At 52.9% G+C, this 15,870-nt stretch carries 15 protein-coding genes; 5 read left to right on the forward strand and 10 right to left on the reverse strand.

Annotated features, from left to right (window positions below):
* Position 1 precedes the first annotated feature (1 nt).
* Genes xerC through WN56_RS16875 form a run of 5 tightly spaced genes read right to left on the reverse strand, consistent with a single transcriptional unit; the run spans position 2 to position 3,886 of the window.
* Positions 2–973 carry a tyrosine recombinase XerC gene (xerC, locus tag WN56_RS07610; protein WP_046074467.1) on the reverse strand — a complete coding sequence of 324 codons (972 nt, stop codon included), beginning with the start codon at positions 971–973 and terminating at the stop codon, positions 2–4.
* Positions 970–1,662 (reverse strand): DUF484 family protein, encoded by a 693-nt coding sequence (locus WN56_RS07615; RefSeq protein ID WP_046074468.1) that lies wholly within the window; start codon positions 1,660–1,662, stop codon positions 970–972. The genes xerC and WN56_RS07615 overlap by 4 nt, the downstream gene beginning before the upstream one ends.
* Positions 1,659–2,489 (reverse strand): diaminopimelate epimerase, encoded by an 831-nt coding sequence (dapF, locus tag WN56_RS07620; RefSeq protein WP_046074469.1) that lies wholly within the window; start codon positions 2,487–2,489, stop codon positions 1,659–1,661. Before dapF ends, WN56_RS07615 begins: the two co-directional genes overlap by 4 nt.
* Positions 2,490–2,497: 8 nt before the next feature.
* Complete coding sequence (lysA, locus tag WN56_RS07625) at positions 2,498–3,751, reverse strand: diaminopimelate decarboxylase (RefSeq protein WP_046074470.1); 1,254 nt, start codon at positions 3,749–3,751, stop codon at positions 2,498–2,500.
* 24 nt (positions 3,752–3,775) lie between these two features.
* The gene (locus WN56_RS16875) at positions 3,776–3,886 is read right to left on the reverse strand and encodes a lipoprotein (protein WP_046074471.1); all 111 of its coding nucleotides are present in this window, start codon (positions 3,884–3,886) and stop codon (positions 3,776–3,778) included.
* Between the two features lie 77 nt (positions 3,887–3,963).
* Here WN56_RS16875 and cyaY point away from each other — a divergent pair, with 77 nt between their 5' ends.
* Positions 3,964–4,275 (forward strand): iron donor protein CyaY, encoded by a 312-nt coding sequence (gene cyaY, locus WN56_RS07635; protein WP_046074472.1) that lies wholly within the window; start codon positions 3,964–3,966, stop codon positions 4,273–4,275.
* A gap of 42 nt (positions 4,276–4,317) precedes the next feature.
* Here cyaY and WN56_RS07640 read toward each other — a convergent pair whose 3' ends face one another.
* Complete coding sequence (locus WN56_RS07640; RefSeq protein ID WP_046074473.1) at positions 4,318–6,903, reverse strand: class I adenylate cyclase; 2,586 nt, start codon at positions 6,901–6,903, stop codon at positions 4,318–4,320.
* Positions 6,904–7,292: 389 nt separating this feature from the next.
* On the opposite strand from WN56_RS07640, the gene hemC reads away from it, so the two are divergent.
* From hemC to WN56_RS07660, 4 genes are read left to right on the forward strand one after another with little or no spacing between them, the layout of a single operon-like run.
* Complete coding sequence (gene hemC / locus WN56_RS07645) at positions 7,293–8,228, forward strand: hydroxymethylbilane synthase (RefSeq protein WP_046074500.1); 936 nt, start codon at positions 7,293–7,295, stop codon at positions 8,226–8,228.
* The gene (locus tag WN56_RS07650) at positions 8,225–8,989 is read left to right on the forward strand and encodes a uroporphyrinogen-III synthase (RefSeq protein WP_046074474.1); all 765 of its coding nucleotides are present in this window, start codon (positions 8,225–8,227) and stop codon (positions 8,987–8,989) included. The genes hemC and WN56_RS07650 overlap by 4 nt, the downstream gene beginning before the upstream one ends.
* Positions 8,982–10,112, forward strand: coding sequence for a uroporphyrinogen-III C-methyltransferase (locus WN56_RS07655; RefSeq protein ID WP_046074475.1), 1,131 nt, complete (start codon positions 8,982–8,984; stop codon positions 10,110–10,112). Before WN56_RS07650 ends, WN56_RS07655 begins: the two co-directional genes overlap by 8 nt.
* Complete coding sequence (locus WN56_RS07660) at positions 10,109–11,305, forward strand: heme biosynthesis HemY N-terminal domain-containing protein (protein ID WP_046074476.1); 1,197 nt, start codon at positions 10,109–10,111, stop codon at positions 11,303–11,305. Before WN56_RS07655 ends, WN56_RS07660 begins: the two co-directional genes overlap by 4 nt.
* A gap of 93 nt (positions 11,306–11,398) precedes the next feature.
* On the opposite strand, the gene WN56_RS07665 is transcribed toward WN56_RS07660, so the two are convergent.
* From WN56_RS07665 to WN56_RS07680, 4 genes are all read right to left on the reverse strand, one after another.
* Positions 11,399–12,193: an SPOR domain-containing protein gene (locus WN56_RS07665; protein ID WP_046074477.1), complete on the reverse strand. Its 795-nt coding sequence runs from the start codon at positions 12,191–12,193 to the stop codon at positions 11,399–11,401.
* A gap of 123 nt (positions 12,194–12,316) precedes the next feature.
* Positions 12,317–13,255: an ABC transporter permease gene (locus WN56_RS07670; RefSeq protein WP_046074478.1), complete on the reverse strand. Its 939-nt coding sequence runs from the start codon at positions 13,253–13,255 to the stop codon at positions 12,317–12,319.
* Positions 13,256–13,258: 3 nt separating this feature from the next.
* The gene (locus tag WN56_RS07675) at positions 13,259–14,236 is read right to left on the reverse strand and encodes an ABC transporter permease (RefSeq protein ID WP_046074479.1); all 978 of its coding nucleotides are present in this window, start codon (positions 14,234–14,236) and stop codon (positions 13,259–13,261) included.
* Between the two features lie 60 nt (positions 14,237–14,296).
* On the reverse strand, positions 14,297–15,850 hold the full coding sequence (locus WN56_RS07680; RefSeq protein ID WP_046074480.1) for an ABC transporter substrate-binding protein: 1,554 nt from the start codon (positions 15,848–15,850) through the stop codon (positions 14,297–14,299).
* Positions 15,851–15,870 lie beyond the last annotated feature (20 nt).

The following is a 15,870-nucleotide window of genomic DNA, read 5'->3' on the forward strand; positions in this document are numbered from 1 at the left end:
ATCACGACTCCGAGTTGTTTTTTTTGCCTGCGCGAGGTTTGCTAGCCCCTGTGCTGCGGGCGCGAGGATGCGCCGCGTCATACACTTTCGCCAAGTGTTGAAAGTCCAAATGGGTATAGATTTGTGTGGTACTTAAATCGGCATGGCCGAGCAGCTCTTGCACTGCGCGCAAATCCCCGGACGACTCCAGCATGTGAGTGGCAAAACTATGACGCAGTTTGTGAGGATTAATGTGGCTATTCACCGCCTGCTTTTGTCCCCACTCCGCCATACGCTTTTGCACGCTACGGTGCGAAATTCGCTGGCCAAGTTTAGAGATAAACAGTGCCTCTTCTGGCCCTTTGAGGAGCTGGTTACGCACTTTCAGCCAGTTCATCACCCAGGTTTTGGCCATGCCGGAAAAAGGCACGATGCGCTCTTTTTCCCCTTTACCGGTGACACGCAAATCCCCTTTACGTACCGAGACATCACGCACGTTGAGAGCCACCAGCTCGGCTAAACGCAATCCTGCGCCATACATCAGCTCCATCATCGCCCGATCACGCACCGACAGCGGGTCGTCTTGATCCACCTCGAGCAGCTGATTCATTTCATCCACATCAAGGTTTTTCGGCAACTGACGCCCTTGCTTAGGCGCGGCGACCCCTTTGGCCGGATTAGCCGCGAGCTGCTCGGTGAGAACGAGGTAGTCGAAAAAGCTGCGCAACGCGGACAGCCGCAACGCAATACTGCCCGGTTTAAGGCCATCGCGTTTGGCTTGGCTCGAAATTTGTCGCACCCAGTCCGCATCCACGTCTTGCCAATGGGCGATGCCCCGCGCGGTCAGAAAGTCGACAATCTTATCTAACTGGCGCTGATAATTGCGTTGCGTATGGGCACTAAGGCCCCGTTCGCTGAGCTGATATTGATAAAAGCGGTCGAGCGGGACCGTCAGTGAACGGGGAGCAGCTTGGTCAGGCGTTACCGCTGTCACTGACGCTCACCCTTTTTCGCCCATTGGCTGCATAAAATGGCCAAGTGCGAGGCCAGCTGTTCGATAAAAAGGGTGTCCATGTCTGGTTGAAAGTGCCCGCCATCTGGGCTCGCAAAGCTCAACAGTCCCCACTCTTTGCCTTCCCCTTTAATCGGTACCAGCGCAAAAGAGCCTAGCTCCGGTGGCGTTGCCATCACCGCTTCCGCATCCACACGGCGTAAGCGCCCAAGATAGCAACGACGACCAGCAAAATGATGGCTTTTTAATTGATCCACCGCCTGACGCGACATGGTCTGCAGCCCGTCGATAGGCGCATACACCCGCAAGCTAACGGTGAGTTGCAGTTGCTCGCTAAGTGCCGTTAACGCCGCTTGCACCGACTGTGGCGTGTTAGCACGCAACAGTGCCTGATGCGCTTCAGCAAAAGCACGGAAAAGGGCATCGTTTTTCGCCCCCAGGCTCATCAGCTGGGTAATGTCTTCTTCCAACTCCGCCACCCGCTCACGCAGGCGCTTAAGTTGAATTTCCACCAGCGATACCGCGCCTTGCTCACCGTGTGGCACGGTCAGCTGCGTCAGCAAATCGCGGTGACGAGTAAAAAAGTCTGGATTGTCTTTTAAATACGCCGCCACCGCCTCGTCGCTCAGTGGCATGGTTTCCAGAGTCGAGGCTTCTACCCCATCATTCATAATTGCAATTGTCCATCAAATACATGTGTCGCTGGGCCTGTCATTGATAAGGGATGGCCCGGCCCGCGCCAGCGAATGCGTAGATCTCCACCGGGTAAACTCACCGTTACTTGCTCATCAAGCACGCCTTGTATAATCCCGACCGCAACCGCGGCACACGCGCCACTGCCACAGGCTTGGGTTTCGCCGGCACCGCGTTCGTACACTCTAAGCTTAATCGCATTGCGGGAAAGGATCTGCATAAAGCCGGCATTGACCCGCTCAGGGAAGCGTTCGTGACTTTCAAGTAACGGCCCCAAGGTGTCCACGTCGGCGTGGTCGACATCCTCAACCACGGTCACCACATGCGGGTTGCCCATGCTCACGGCGCCAACAAATAAGGTCTGCTCTGCCACCCGCATTAGGTAGGTTTTCTCTTGTGAGTTAGCACGAAACGGAATTTTCCCCGGTGTGAAGACCGGCTCGCCCATGTTCACGCGCACCTGGTTGTCGTTTTCAATGTGCAGCAGCATTTTACCCGCTTGGGTGCTCACGCTGATCTGATGCTTATTAGTCAGGCCTTTCATTCGCACAAAGCGCGCAAAGCAGCGCGCACCGTTTCCGCATTGCGAGACTTCCGATGCGTCAGGGTTAAAAATGCGGTAGTGGAAGTCCGTCTCGGGATCGTAAGGCGGCTCCACGACCAATAGCTGGTCAAACCCGACGCCACGCTGGCGATCAGCCAGACGCCGAATCAGATCCGGCGAAAAGAACGCGTTTTGCGTGACACAGTCAACCACCATGAAGTCGTTGCCCAGCCCGTGCATTTTTGCAAACTGTACCTGCATGCCAATCCTTATTCTGGTAGGCGCTGTTCAAGCTGCCATAACGACGCCAAGTTCTCGCGCTCGCGCACAAGATGTGCCTGGTCGCCATCGACCATCACTTCGGCAGGACGGCAGCGTGAGTTATAGTTTGACGCCATCACAAAGCCATACGCGCCGGCTGAGCGCACCGCCAGCAAATCGCCTGCTTCTAACACCAGCGAGCGATTTTTACCTAAGTAGTCACCCGTTTCACACACCGGGCCAACCAAATCATAGGTTTGCGGTTCACCGTCGCGCGGCACCACAGGGATGATCTCTTGATAGGCTTGATACAGGGACGGACGAATTAAGTCGTTCATCCCCGCATCGATAATGGCAAAGTTTTTGTGCTCACTGTGCTTGAGGAATTCGACCTTGGTCAGCAACACCCCTGCATTGGCAGCAATCGCACGGCCCGGCTCAAAAATCAGCTCAAGATGACGATGATTGTCCAAACGCGCCAACAGCGCTTTGGCATATTCCGATGGCTGCGGCGGTTTCTCGTCGCTGTAGGTCACGCCTAAGCCGCCACCCACATCGAGATGGCGAATAGAAATGCCTTCATCGCCCAAGGTATCAATCAGCGCCAGCAAACGGTCGGTGGATTCAATAAAAGGCGCTAGCTCGGTTAACTGCGAGCCGATATGGCAATCAATACCTTCGACCTTAAGGTGTGGCAAGCTGGCCGCATAACGGAAGCTCGTCAGCGCTTGATCAAAGGCAATGCCAAACTTATTGTCTTTCAACCCGGTAGAAATATAAGGGTGAGTATTGGCATCCACATCGGGGTTAATACGCAGCGATATCGGCGCTTGCACACCCAACTCGCCCGCCACTTGGTTTAAGCGGTCCAGCTCAGAGTGTGATTCCACGTTGAAGCACTTGATGCCTACTTCCAGCGCACGACGCATCTCTGCGGCCGTTTTGCCCACGCCAGAAAACACCACTTTCGCGGGATCACCACCGGCGACGAGCACGCGCTCAAGCTCACCTTGAGAGACAATATCAAACCCTGAGCCCAAGCGTGCCAGCACATTTAATACGCCAATATTGGCGTTCGCTTTAACGGCATAACACACCAAATGCGGGTGGTCGCCCACGGCGCGGTCAAACGCGTGCCAATGGCGCTCAAAGGTGGCACGCGAGTATACGTACAAGGGCGTGCCGTGGTCGTGGGCCAGTTGGGTCAAGGGCAGTGATTCAGCCCACAGCTGGCCGTCGTCCTGATAATTGAAATAGTCCAAGGTGCTCTTCCCTGTCGTCGTTGGTTATTGATTTTGCGTCGGTTGTTGGTCCGGATAATACAGGGGCCCTTGTTGGCCACAGCCGGTCAGTGTCATGATGCCAGTGAACATCAGTAAAATGACGAGTTTTCGCATAGTGAATGCCAGTGATTATCGAGTCAATGCCCTCTATAATCGCATCACAACCATGAAAAGCAATAGGATGTAACGGGATGAACACAACGGAATATCATCAGTTGGTCGATTTACAAATGCAGGCCATTGAAGAAGGTATCGATGACTCAGGCGCCGACATCGATTATGAGAGCGTTGGCAACGTGATGACGCTGGAGTTCGATGATGGTAGCCAGATCATCATTAATCGCCAAGAGCCCATGCAAGAAATTTGGGTGGCGTCAAAAAGTGGTGGGTTCCACTTCGCCCTCAAAGACGGCGAGTGGACCTGCAGCAAAACCGGCTTGATCCTGATGGATTTAGTTCAGCAAGAGTGCAGCAAGCACGCTGGCGAACCTATTTCTTGGTGATACATGGTCACGCATAAGCGCCCGCGGCTCGGGCGCTTATGCTCACTTAAATGATGCGACTTGCCCGGTAAACCCGCCTTGGGAAGGCGGACGTGGTGGCTGCCACTGACCATCACATTTAAAGGGCAAGGCTTGGGTGTCGCCCCCGTCATCGGTGACAATCTGATAAAACTGCGGCAAATTAAAGTTAATGAAATTCGCGCTGTAGCTGTAACGGTCGTGGGACGAGGTATAAAAACGGTTTACGCCCTGTACCATTTCGGTTTTATCCCCGCTGCACTGGCGATACACTTCCACCCGATTGTTCTCGTCGAGAATATAGAGGTTGTAACCATTGGTACAATCTTCAAAGAAAAACTGTACTAAGCCCTCGCTGGCATACGCATCCACGACTTCCGGCGGATGCACATCCTGCGGATTATCCACCACCATCACTGGCGTGCCGTTTACCTTGTTGGTGGAAATACAGCGATAAAAGTCGACCGAGTTTTCCAACCGCTGGACTGACACACCACGACGCTCAAAGAACAAACCATGAGTTTGCTTGCCGATGCGTAAGGCTTTAAAACGACGACGCTTCTCTTTTTCAACCGGCTTTAAACGTAATTCAATGCACTCAGCCACCAGTTGGTAAACCAAGTTTCGGATTAAACCGCGCATTTTGCTCGAATAACAGAACACATCGACTGACTCAGGCGGCACCGCATCCTGGTGCATTTTACCCAACATGGTTTTTAGCGCTTCCAAAATGGCATCGTCGCCACGGTAATTGAGCGTGCGCACTTCGTTCCATGAGTTGCGGTAAACGAGGTCAACACTCCCCACCAAGCAGGTTTGTTCAGGGCCATAGCTAAAAATATCGCTATTTTTAAAATCAAAGCGCATCGACGGCTTTTTGTAGGCTGATGTCGGATCGTGCTCCAGGTTGACAAACAAGGCGAGCTGACGGATTTCGCATGGGCTCGACAACGCATCCAGCGTCGGACGTGGAGGGTTGAGCGAGAAGGTATTACGAATATCACTGACCAGCTGATACAAGGTATCAATATCAACATCGGCGTCGCGTACCACGGTATCCAGGCGTGTAGACTCTGTTAGCAGCCCATTGAAAAATGCCCAAGCGACCAGCTTGGAGAGGTAGCTGTTGTGCTCAAGTGGGGCACGACCGATGATATCGACCGGATCAAGCGAGTGCTTATACAAATACCATCCCGGCGCATTAGTCCGCCCCTCCGGTACTTGAATAAAGGTGAGATCCGGTTCGTGTAAGTCTGGCGAAATTTGCGGGTTGAGCAAGGTGACTTTACCCGGCAACTCTTCAAATGCCGCGTAGAGCTTGCGGGCGAGAATGCTGATGTCTTGCGGGCTAATCGCGGATGTAATGTCGTTACGGCGCGCAAAGCGGATCAGGTTCCGATAACTTTGCATCAAAGCATCAAGCAATTCATTGTGGGCGTGCTGTACTTCCTCGACTTTCCAATGGCGACGATTATCGAGATACGCCAATGCCTGTTCATCCCAGCCCCACTCACGCGCCAATAAGCGCAGCACTTCGCGGCGCCAAGCGACCGAACCAGTCGCTGGGGACTGGGTCAATTTCTCATGGGTTTTAAGGTAAAAACAACGACGAACCAAATCTAAACGGCGCGTGTCACCAATCGACTCCAAGTAACGGGTGACTTTTTCCAGCATCAGATAATAAGCATCAGATTGATACACATCGACCCAGCCTGCATAGAAGCGGCGTTTGCCATCCACACTCAAAAGCTGGGTGCCGGGATACTGCCACGAGTAGGCCTCGAGCAAAATCGCTTTGAGCACCGACTTATACGGCGAATCAATGCTTTTATACAGCTGCCACAAACTCGAGCCAAAATATTCTTCGGCCGGGATGGTCGGCAGGCCGCCAAAATCGACCCAATCACGACGGTCAAGGCCATGTTCGGCTACCAGTGTGTCGACGTACTCTTCATAACAGCCTTCCATCTCTGGTGGTACCATGTACCACAACAGCTTTTGCCCGGCGAGTCGCATAGAGGAGCGATAAAACTCGTCCAGCAAAAGGAAATGCTGGCTGGTGCCACAGTTATCGCTGGTCATCGCTTGGGAGAGATGATGACGAAAGCGCCCCTCACAAACCACAAAAAAATTGGCTTCTATCCCTTGGCCTAACGCCCATTCCGAGATCGCCATGCATTTGGCATCAAGCTTATCGCGCTGAGCGGCCGTTACCGAGGTATCGATACACACCCAAATATCGAGATCACTGGTGAGGCTTTGCCCCATCGAGCCGGTACTGCCCATGGTATACATGCCTTTGATCGGATGGCGCTCACGGCCTTCCACGCAGGCGGTTAAAGAAGAGAAGCGGGTGTTTGAGTGGATCAGGCAATCAGAGACAAACTCTCGTTGTGTCTCATCGAGCGCGTAATCAGCAATACCGAAAGGCACGCTGTCGCCACAAAACCCGGGTAATGCGGGGTGATTTAGATGTAAAAGCACTGGCAGCACATCAAAGATAGCTTGCGCCTGACGGCTCATCGCGGACCGCGCGCGATCCATTCTCACGCGGTTAAACGCTTCTATGCGCTCAGTTTGCTGTTCTACGTATGTTTGCAAGGCAATCATCCAGATTCGTTGACATCCCGGTCAACAGGTCGACGTTACTGTCTTCACCGTATCCGCCCAATTGCAGATAACAAAACGTGATCAATGTAACACTCTCGACAACTCGGGTAAAGCCAATAACCCCGATGCCTGTGTGGTGGTATCAACATCGCACTATAGGTGCTTTTTGAGACCAATATCAACTTTTTTGCTCTACTACCTTAGTCGTAAGTCAGCCATATTGCCGCCTTCAGATCTCATTATTTGCGCAAATAATACGCTATCGATCACATTTTTTCACCTATATGACCATAACGCCGTCATAAATCGCCAAACCGCATGGCAGAGATTACGAGTCGTCCAGCGCCAATGTTACGATGGGTGTTATGAACCAAGAAGGAAAACAAACCATGTACTCAACGCCTGTACGCATTGCCACGCGCAAAAGCCCTTTGGCTCTCTGGCAAGCTGAATTTGTTAAAGACGCATTAGAGCGCTCTCACCCGGGGCTAACGGTTGAACTGGTGCCGATGGTCACGAAAGGTGACGTGATTCTGGACACGCCTTTGGCGAAAATCGGTGGTAAAGGCTTGTTTATTAAAGAGCTTGAACAAGCCATGCTCGACGGCCGCGCAGACATTGCGGTGCACTCAATGAAAGATGTCCCGGTTGAATTCCCCGAAGGATTAGGGCTGGTCACGATTTGTGAACGCGGCGACCCACGTGATGCGTTTGTCTCCAATCACTACGACAGCATTGACGACTTACCTGAAGGCGCGGTGGTAGGTACCTCTAGCCTGCGCCGCGAGTGTCAATTGCGCGAGCGTCGTCCTGATCTGGTCATTAACACATTACGGGGCAACGTGGGGACACGCCTCGGTAAACTCGATGACGGCCAGTACGATGCGATTGTCCTCGCTGCCGCTGGCTTAAAACGATTAGGTTTGAATGAACGCATTCGCAGCGAAATCCCACCAGAAGTCATTCTACCCGCCGTCGGCCAAGGCGCCGTAGGGATTGAGTGCCGCCTTGATGATGAACGCATTCGCACCTTGCTCGCGCCCTTGTCTGATGCCAGCACCACGCAGCGCGTCTTATGTGAGCGCGCAATGAACAACCGCCTAGAGGGCGGCTGCCAGGTTCCGATTGGTAGCTATTCAGACATTCAAGGCGATAAAATCTGGCTACGTGCGTTGGTCGGCGAACCTGACGGCTCCACCATTTTACGTGGCGAAGTCACGGGCCCGCTTGAAAAAGGCGAACAGCTCGGCACCGATTTAGCAGAGCAGCTTCTCGCTCAAGGCGCGCGTCAAATCTTGGATAAGCTTTATCAAGACGACGCATGACCACGGTTGTTGTTCGCCCCGAGCCAGACTGCAGTCAGTTAGTCGCCCTACTCGCCCAGCAAGGGCTAGCGGCGATCCCCTGTCCACTGGTCAGTTTTACGCCGGGGCGAGGCTTACCGTCTCTGGCCAGTCTGCTCGTCTCACTGCCTTCCGGTAGCATCTTGGTCGCAGTGAGCCCGCGCGCCGTGGCATTTGCTCATCAAGCCTTGCAACACCAAAACGGGAGGTGGCCTGTTGACTGTCACTACGTCGCGGTTGGGCAACGCACTGCCAACGAGTGGCAGGCCGTCTCAGGGCAGCCTATCTTGACCCCCACCCGTGAAGACAGCGAAGGCATGCTTACACTTGCTCCTTTTAGTGCCGTGACAGGGACGCAAGTGGTGATTCTGCGCGGGGAGAGTGGACGCGATATGATGGGGCAAACGTTACAAGCACAAGGCGCACAAGTTCACTATTGCGAGACCTATCGGCGACAATGGGCGATTGAGCCTTTAGTATCGCAAGTAGTAAGCTGGCCGCATGACGCTATCGACACAGTCGTTATCACCAGTGGCCAACAATTAGCCTACTTTGATCAACTTATCACACTGAGCGGACAGCACTGGCTGCGCCAATGCCGTATACTGGTGCCCAGTAAAAGGATTCAAGATCAAGCCACTGCGCTTGGTTTTGACACGATTACGACCGTTGACAGCGTGGCCAATGATGCACTGGTTAACACGCTGCTCAGGTTAAGTAAAACGGGACTTTCGGATGACTGACAACAAAAATACCGACACCAAACAAAGCAAGGCTACCACGCCATCTTCACCCAAGACCCACGCGACAGATGCGCCGGCGCCTGAAAAAGCCAGCCAAACCTCATCGGGGGGACGTGGCGGCATATTACTCGGCGCTATCGCCATCGCATTAGCCCTCGGCTCAAGTGGCTGGGTATTTTATCATGGCCACCAGCAAGCCACCGTGTTGCAAAACACCGTATCCGCGCAACAATCTCATATCTCGCGCCTTGAACAAGATCTTAACCAACAAAAGCAAGCGGCAGAACAAGCGCGAGAGCAACTGAAAGCCACCACTCAAACACGTTTGAACCAGCAGGACAGCAGCTTATCTAGCTTGCAAAAAGCCGTCGCTGAAGTGAAAGGCCGACGTCCCAATGACTGGTTACTGGCAGAAGCCGACTATCTGATCCGAATGGCTGGGCGTAAAATTTGGCTCGAACAAGATGCACAAAGCGCCACTGCCCTGATGGAAGCGGCCGATCACCGCATTGCTCAGCTCAACGACCCGTCCTTGATGCCGATTCGCCAGGCGATGGCTGACGATATCACCGCGTTAAAGGCGGTGAAACGGGTCGATAGAGATGGGATTGTACTGCGCTTGACCAGCATGCAACAGCGGGTCGAAAATCTTCCGCTTGCCAGCGCGGTCATTCCCGACGCCGAGGCGGTGGACACGCCTATTGTCTCTGAGTCAGTGAATGACTGGAAAAGTAACCTCACCACTTCAGTCAAAGACTTTGTCGATAACTTTGTCACCTACCGCAAACGTGACGGCAACGTGGTGCCCTTGTTATCACCCACCCAAAGTTACTACCTGCAAGAAAATTTAAAAAACAAACTCGATCAAGCGATGCGCGCCGTGTATGAAGGCAATGATACCCTGTATCACGAAGCGCTAGAGATGGGAAAAGACTGGACACTGCGCTTTTATAATCAAGACGCCAATGCCACTCGCCGCTTTGTCGAGCAGCTTGACGAGCTGAACCAACAAACCATTGGCGTCGACCTGCCGCAAAAACTGAAAAGCCAGTCGCTAGTCAGTGATGAAATTAATACCCGACTGCGTCGAGACATAGCACCGCTGACAGGAGGCCAATCATGATTAGATTGCTTTTGCTCGTCCTTGTGCTGGCGGCAGGGCTGGTGGTTGGCCCTCAATTAGCCGGACAGCAAGGTTATGTTTTGATCTCCGCGGCAGAACAAACACTGGAAATGAGTGTTACCACCTTGTTGGTACTGATTGGCATGTTAATCGCGGTATTATGGGCACTGGAGTGGCTACTGAGAAAGCTTTTATCCATCAGCAGCACCGCAACAGGCTGGTTATCCGGCCGTAAGCAACGTAAAGCGCGCCAGCAAACCCAAACCGGCTTAATCAAGTTACGCGAAGGGGAGTGGAAAAAAGCCGAAAAACTCCTCGCCAAAGCCCGGCCTCACAGCGATGCGCCTATGCATAACTTATTGGCTGCCGCGGAGGCGGCACAACAGCGACAAAACCTGCAGGCTCGCGACCAATACCTTCAGCAAGCTGCTGATCTTAACGCCAATAGCTTAGCTCTCGCCCTGACTCGTGCGCAGCTCCATAGCCAAAGTGGTCAGCACGAAGAAGCCTTGGCCTCGTTGCGTGCGATTAAACGTCAGCATCCTCGCAACCCGGTGATGCTGGCGCTGCTAAAAGACACCTATATTCACCTCGAAGATTGGTCAGCGCTTCTTAACCTTCTGCCCACCTTGAAAAAGGCTCAACTGCTTGATCATGAGCAATTTGATGCCCTACACGAGCGAGCTGAGCTGGGTGTAATGGCCCATGTCGCCAGTCAACAAGGCACCGAGGGACTGCTGGCGCATTGGAACCAACTCCCTAAAGCCAAACGCAACCAGCCTTCACTCTTAGCGGGGTTAGTCAAACATCTGGCGGCGCGCAATGCCGACTCAGAAGCCTACATTCTGCTACGCGAGGCCTTGAAAAAGCGCACCGATGATCGCTTGATTGCCCTGATCCCGACGCTAAAATTACCAGATAACTACCCCGCGGTGGTGATGCTGGAAGAGTTGCTCACGCAAGATAGCCGCAACCCTGTACTTCACAGCGCCCTTGGGCAACTGCTTATGCAGTCGGGAAAATGGCAAGATGCGCGCAGCCACTTTGAGAAAGCCCTGGAGTATCGTGCCGACGTCACCGACTATGCGTATTTGGCTGATGTGTTGGATAAGCTTGATCAGGGAAAAGCCGCGAGTGATGTCTCACGTACAGCGTTAAAGTTAGCACTGCCTGAACAACCTCCCGCGGCATAGTATTTCCGCCAGCCGAAAAGGCAGTCAGTCAATTACCTTCGAATGAGAAAAAACGCCCCGCACTGCGGGGCGCCTTATTATTGCGGATAGCAACTACCGCTTTTTACACAAGACATTGAGCGCCGCATCGGCGTTACGTGTCACCACTTTGCCACTTCGAGCATCTACGCCCTTGGCGCCTTGTACCCAGTACGGTAAGCGCATGGGGAGCTGATCTGTCGCCTGCGCCACTTGCACCAATTCCTGCTGGGAGGCCAACACCATCCCTTCACGTTGACAGCGGGGTGCCGCCTGCGCATAAGGGACACGCAACCAACTCATGGATTTTTCGGTGTATTGCTTATCGCCAGCTTCTGGCTCTGGTAAGCCAAAATGGCTCAAGGTAATCGCCGTTTCCATCGGCGCCGACTTTTCAGCTCCCGAGGTCGATTGGGTTTGAGACAGCGGCGGTAAGCGGATCACAGCCGGTTGCGACAATGGCTGACGGGTTTGTCTTAATACCGCCTGCTTGGTTGGCCCAAATTGACGAACCCGTTTTAGCACCAACTGAGCCACGTCTAGGTTAGGATACGGACCAATCAAGCAACGTCCTCGGCCCTCACGCACCTGCACTTGAAACGGCAAGTCCGGTAAGCCTTGACGCAGAGACTGATAGAATTGGCGTGATGGCACGCCTTGCGTGGCGCCGCATTGCACCCAAAACGCCGTGCTCTGCGGATCCGGAGATTGATTGCCCCACAACCCTTGTCCGATATCACATGTCTCGCCAATGATTGGCCAGCCTTGTTGGCGGTCGATAATGGCGCAAGGGTTCTGTTCTGCGCGCACTGGCGCACTGATTGCCCACATTGCTACCACACTGACAGCCAAACCTCGCCACCGCCCCATGAGTCGCTCCCTTGATAATCTAATCTGCTCAGCTTAAGCAAAGTCACACATTGACTCAAGCAAGGGATCACCAAGCTGTCAGACAACCATCAAAAAAAATGGCTGCGAACGCAGCCATTTTCCTTACCCTTTGTAGATTTTGGGATTGAAAACATCTCGTAGCCAATCGCCGAGCAAATTGATCACTAGCACCAGTAAGACCAGCACAATGCCTGGGAAGGCGGTTATCCACCACGCGCCGGAGAAAATGTAATTAAAACCGATGCTGATCAATGAGCCCAGTGATGGCTGATCGACCGGCATCCCCAGCCCCAAGAAAGACAGTGCCGCCTCAGACATAATCGCATTGGCAACCTGCACGGTTGAAATCACCAAGATGGGTGACAAGCAGTTGGGAAGAATATGACGGAACATGATCCGTGGCGAGCGGAAACCCATCACTCGCGCTGCTTCCACATATTCTTTTTTCTTTTCTGCCAGGACAGAGGCACGAATGGTCCGCGCATACTGTGGCCACTCGGCAATCCCGATAATCACCACCAGCATTAAAATCGCGTATTGGCTATAAAACTCACTGCCAAAGCTGGCTTTAAAAATCGCTGAGACAATAATAGCGACCATCATGGTCGAGAAAGACAGCTGGATATCGGCGATACGCATAAAAAAGCTATCAATGCGGCCACCAAAATAGCCGGCACTCAGACCAATCACCGTCCCCAGAATCAACTGCAGGCCGACGGCACACAAACCTATGGTCAAAGAGATCCGCAAACCATAAATAATGGTCGACAAAATATCTCGCCCTTGGTTATCCGTGCCGAGCAAAAAGCGCGGATCGCTCCACTCCATCCAGACAGGGGGGAGCTCAGAGTCCATAATATCAATCGCCATTAAATCATAGGGATTGGTTGGGGACACTAAGGGCGCAAAGACCGCGAGCAATAAGAACACCATGAAAATGGTGAAGCTAGCGATCGCCACCTTGTCACGCTTAAAGTGGTAGAAGAAGTCAGAGCCCAAGAAGCGCTGCCAACGACTTGGTGTTGTATTCGCTTGTGTCATCGCTTACGCCTCCTTGCCGGTTAAGTTAACCGTTGGGTTAATCAAGCCATACAGCAGATCGACAATGGTGTTGGTCACCACAAAGATCAGCCCGACGAAAATCACGTAAGCGGTAATCAACGGTGTATCTACACGGTTAATCGCTTCAAGGAACAAAAAGCCCGTCCCCGGCCACTGAAAGACGGTCTCGGTCAAAATGGTATACGCAATCATGGTACCGATTTGCACACCACCAACCGTTACCACCGGCAGCATGGTGTTCTTCAGCGCATGCTGATAATAAACCTTGTTTTCGGGCAACCCTTTAGCACGTGCAAATTTCACATACTCGGTTCCCAAGGCTTCCAGCATTTCAGAGCGCACCAAGCGAATGAACAAAGGTAGCATGATGGATGCCAGCGACACGGAGGGCAGCACCAAATGCGCTAAGCCATCCAGGGTGAAAAAGCCGGACTCCCAGCCAAGCCAATTGGCCGTTTCTCCACGCCCATAAGAAGGCAGCCAGCCCAACTCAATCGAGAAGACATACATGAGCATAATCGCGGTCAAGAAGACAGGTATCGAGATACCCACGATACTAAAGCCCATGATTATCTTGGTGAGCATGCTATTGGGGTGAATCGCCGAGTACACCCCGAGTGGAATCGACACCACGACAATGATCAGTGCCGCCCCCGCCACGAGTTCTAGCGTTGCCACCAATTTATCTAAAATGACGTCCACGACTGGACGCTTAAAGAAATAAGAATTGCCTAAATCCCCTTGTAGGGCCTTGCCTACAAAGCGGGTATATTTGGTTAAGAAGGGATCGTTAAGCCCCATTTCATCACGCAGCGCATCACGCTCCGCTTCTGATACTGATTGCCCCACCAGCTCCCGCAAGGGGTCGCCGAGGTTGTCTTGGATAGCAAACGCCACCAGACTGATGACAAACATCACAATCAGTGCCTGTACCAGACGTTTGACTAAAAACGTTACCATGTGTGCCTCTAAGCGATTGGATAATCAGGGCCCCAGCGGTTGGGGCCCTGTTTTAGTCCATTACTCGACCACTAGATCGCCGAAGTAAGGGAAGTTCATACCGTTAACGATCGGCTCGATGTTAACGTTATTTTTGGCTGCCCATGATGGATCTTGCCAGTGCAGAGGTAAGAAGGCCGCTTCGTCATACAGGATCTTCTCGACCTTTTGCAGCATCGCACTACGCTTTTCCAGATCCGTTTCTGAGTTGGCTTCCATCACCAGCTTATCCACTTCGCTGTTCGAGTAGTGGCCACAGTTATACTGACCCTTACCGGTGTCCGCATCACGTGTCATGGTGAGGAACTCGGTGAAGTTGGCAGAATCTTCTGTATCTGGGTGCCAACCGATCATCTGCATGCCCGCTTCGCACTTATCAAACTCAGGCCAGTACTGCGCTTTTGGCATGGTTTGCAAGTCAACCTTGATACCAATTTTCGCCATCATTGCCGCCACCGCTTGAGCGATTTTTTCATCGTTCACGTAACGGTTGTTAGGGGCAATCATGGTGATTGAGAAACCATCTGGGTAACCGGCCTCTTCCATCAGTTTTTTCGCTTTCGCCAGGTCATAACGTGGCTCGAGATCAGGATTATAGCCTGCATACCCGACTGGGCTTTGCTGGCTCGCGGGCGTGGCCGCCCCTTTCATGATCTTCTGCGCGATACCTTCGTTGTTGACCGCATAAGCCACCGCTTGACGAACACGTGGATCTTTAAACTCATCCACCACACTCTGGTTCATTTGGAAGGTGATGACCCGCGTCCCTGGCATGGTCACCAATTGCAGCTCGTCGGCACGTTCGATACGGCGATAGTCGTTAGGAGAAACAGGCGCAATCATGTCGACATCACCAGACAGCAGCGCCGCGACGCGGGTGGCATCTTCTTTTATCGGACGCAGCGTGATGTTATCCACATTGCCTTCGCTGTCTTTGTCCCAGTAATTCTCATTACGGTCAAACTCGACAACCACGCCTTGTTCACGTTCGTCAACCACATACGGCCCAGTGCCTGACAGGTGTGTCGACGCATAGGTTGAGCCATTTTTCTTCAGCTCGGATTTATCACGGCCGTCTTCTGTCTCACCACTGTAGAACTTGCTGTCCATCGGGAACACGTAGGTCATGACGTTTTCTACCAGCGGGTAGGTACCGTCCGTCACCACATCCACCGTGTGCTCGTCGACTTTTTTGATATCAACGATTGGGGTGAAAATCCCTTTAAAGTCGGGGGATGATTTCAAACGATCAAAGGTCCACACCACATCGTCGGCAGTAAACGCGTTTCCGGAATGGAACGTCACGCCTTCGCGAAGATTGAAACGCACGGTTTCATTATCGATACGCTCCCAAGACGTGGCGAGGCGAGGCTCAAAGTCCATCTCTTGGGTAAAGCGGACCAAGGGGTCGAAGACCATGTGTGATAGCTGTAGCGTACCACCGGAAAGCTGCTCATGAGGGTCCAGTGAAACCGGATCCGCATCATACGCGACGGTGATATCTGCAGCCGCGGCACTAACGCTCAGGCCGGCGGCCATAAGCGCCACGGCAATCTTGCTCTTCATTGTTTTCATTGCATAGCTCCTTTATGCGT

Source organism: Salinivibrio sp. KP-1 (assembly GCF_000968645.1).
GTDB lineage: Bacteria > Pseudomonadota > Gammaproteobacteria > Enterobacterales > Vibrionaceae > Salinivibrio > Salinivibrio siamensis.

Excerpts from the sequence above, each read along its gene's own strand:
- WN56_RS07615 (WP_046074468.1), bottom strand. The coding sequence starts at position 1,662 with ATGAATGATGGGGTAGAAGCCTCGACTCTGGAAACCATGCCACTGAGC.
- dapF (WP_046074469.1), bottom strand. The coding sequence starts at position 2,489 with ATGCAGGTACAGTTTGCAAAAATGCACGGGCTGGGCAACGACTTCATG.
- WN56_RS16875 (WP_046074471.1), bottom strand. The coding sequence starts at position 3,886 with ATGCGAAAACTCGTCATTTTACTGATGTTCACTGGCATCATGACACTG.
- cyaY (WP_046074472.1), top strand. The coding sequence starts at position 3,964 with ATGAACACAACGGAATATCATCAGTTGGTCGATTTACAAATGCAGGCC.
- WN56_RS07640 (WP_046074473.1), bottom strand. The coding sequence starts at position 6,903 with ATGATTGCCTTGCAAACATACGTAGAACAGCAAACTGAGCGCATAGAA.
- hemC (WP_046074500.1), top strand. The coding sequence starts at position 7,293 with ATGTACTCAACGCCTGTACGCATTGCCACGCGCAAAAGCCCTTTGGCT.
- WN56_RS07650 (WP_046074474.1), top strand. The coding sequence starts at position 8,225 with ATGACCACGGTTGTTGTTCGCCCCGAGCCAGACTGCAGTCAGTTAGTC.
- WN56_RS07655 (WP_046074475.1), top strand. The coding sequence starts at position 8,982 with ATGACTGACAACAAAAATACCGACACCAAACAAAGCAAGGCTACCACG.
- WN56_RS07660 (WP_046074476.1), top strand. The coding sequence starts at position 10,109 with ATGATTAGATTGCTTTTGCTCGTCCTTGTGCTGGCGGCAGGGCTGGTG.
- WN56_RS07665 (WP_046074477.1), bottom strand. The coding sequence starts at position 12,193 with ATGGGGCGGTGGCGAGGTTTGGCTGTCAGTGTGGTAGCAATGTGGGCA.
- WN56_RS07670 (WP_046074478.1), bottom strand. The coding sequence starts at position 13,255 with ATGACACAAGCGAATACAACACCAAGTCGTTGGCAGCGCTTCTTGGGC.
- WN56_RS07675 (WP_046074479.1), bottom strand. The coding sequence starts at position 14,236 with ATGGTAACGTTTTTAGTCAAACGTCTGGTACAGGCACTGATTGTGATG.
- WN56_RS07680 (WP_046074480.1), bottom strand. The coding sequence starts at position 15,850 with ATGAAAACAATGAAGAGCAAGATTGCCGTGGCGCTTATGGCCGCCGGC.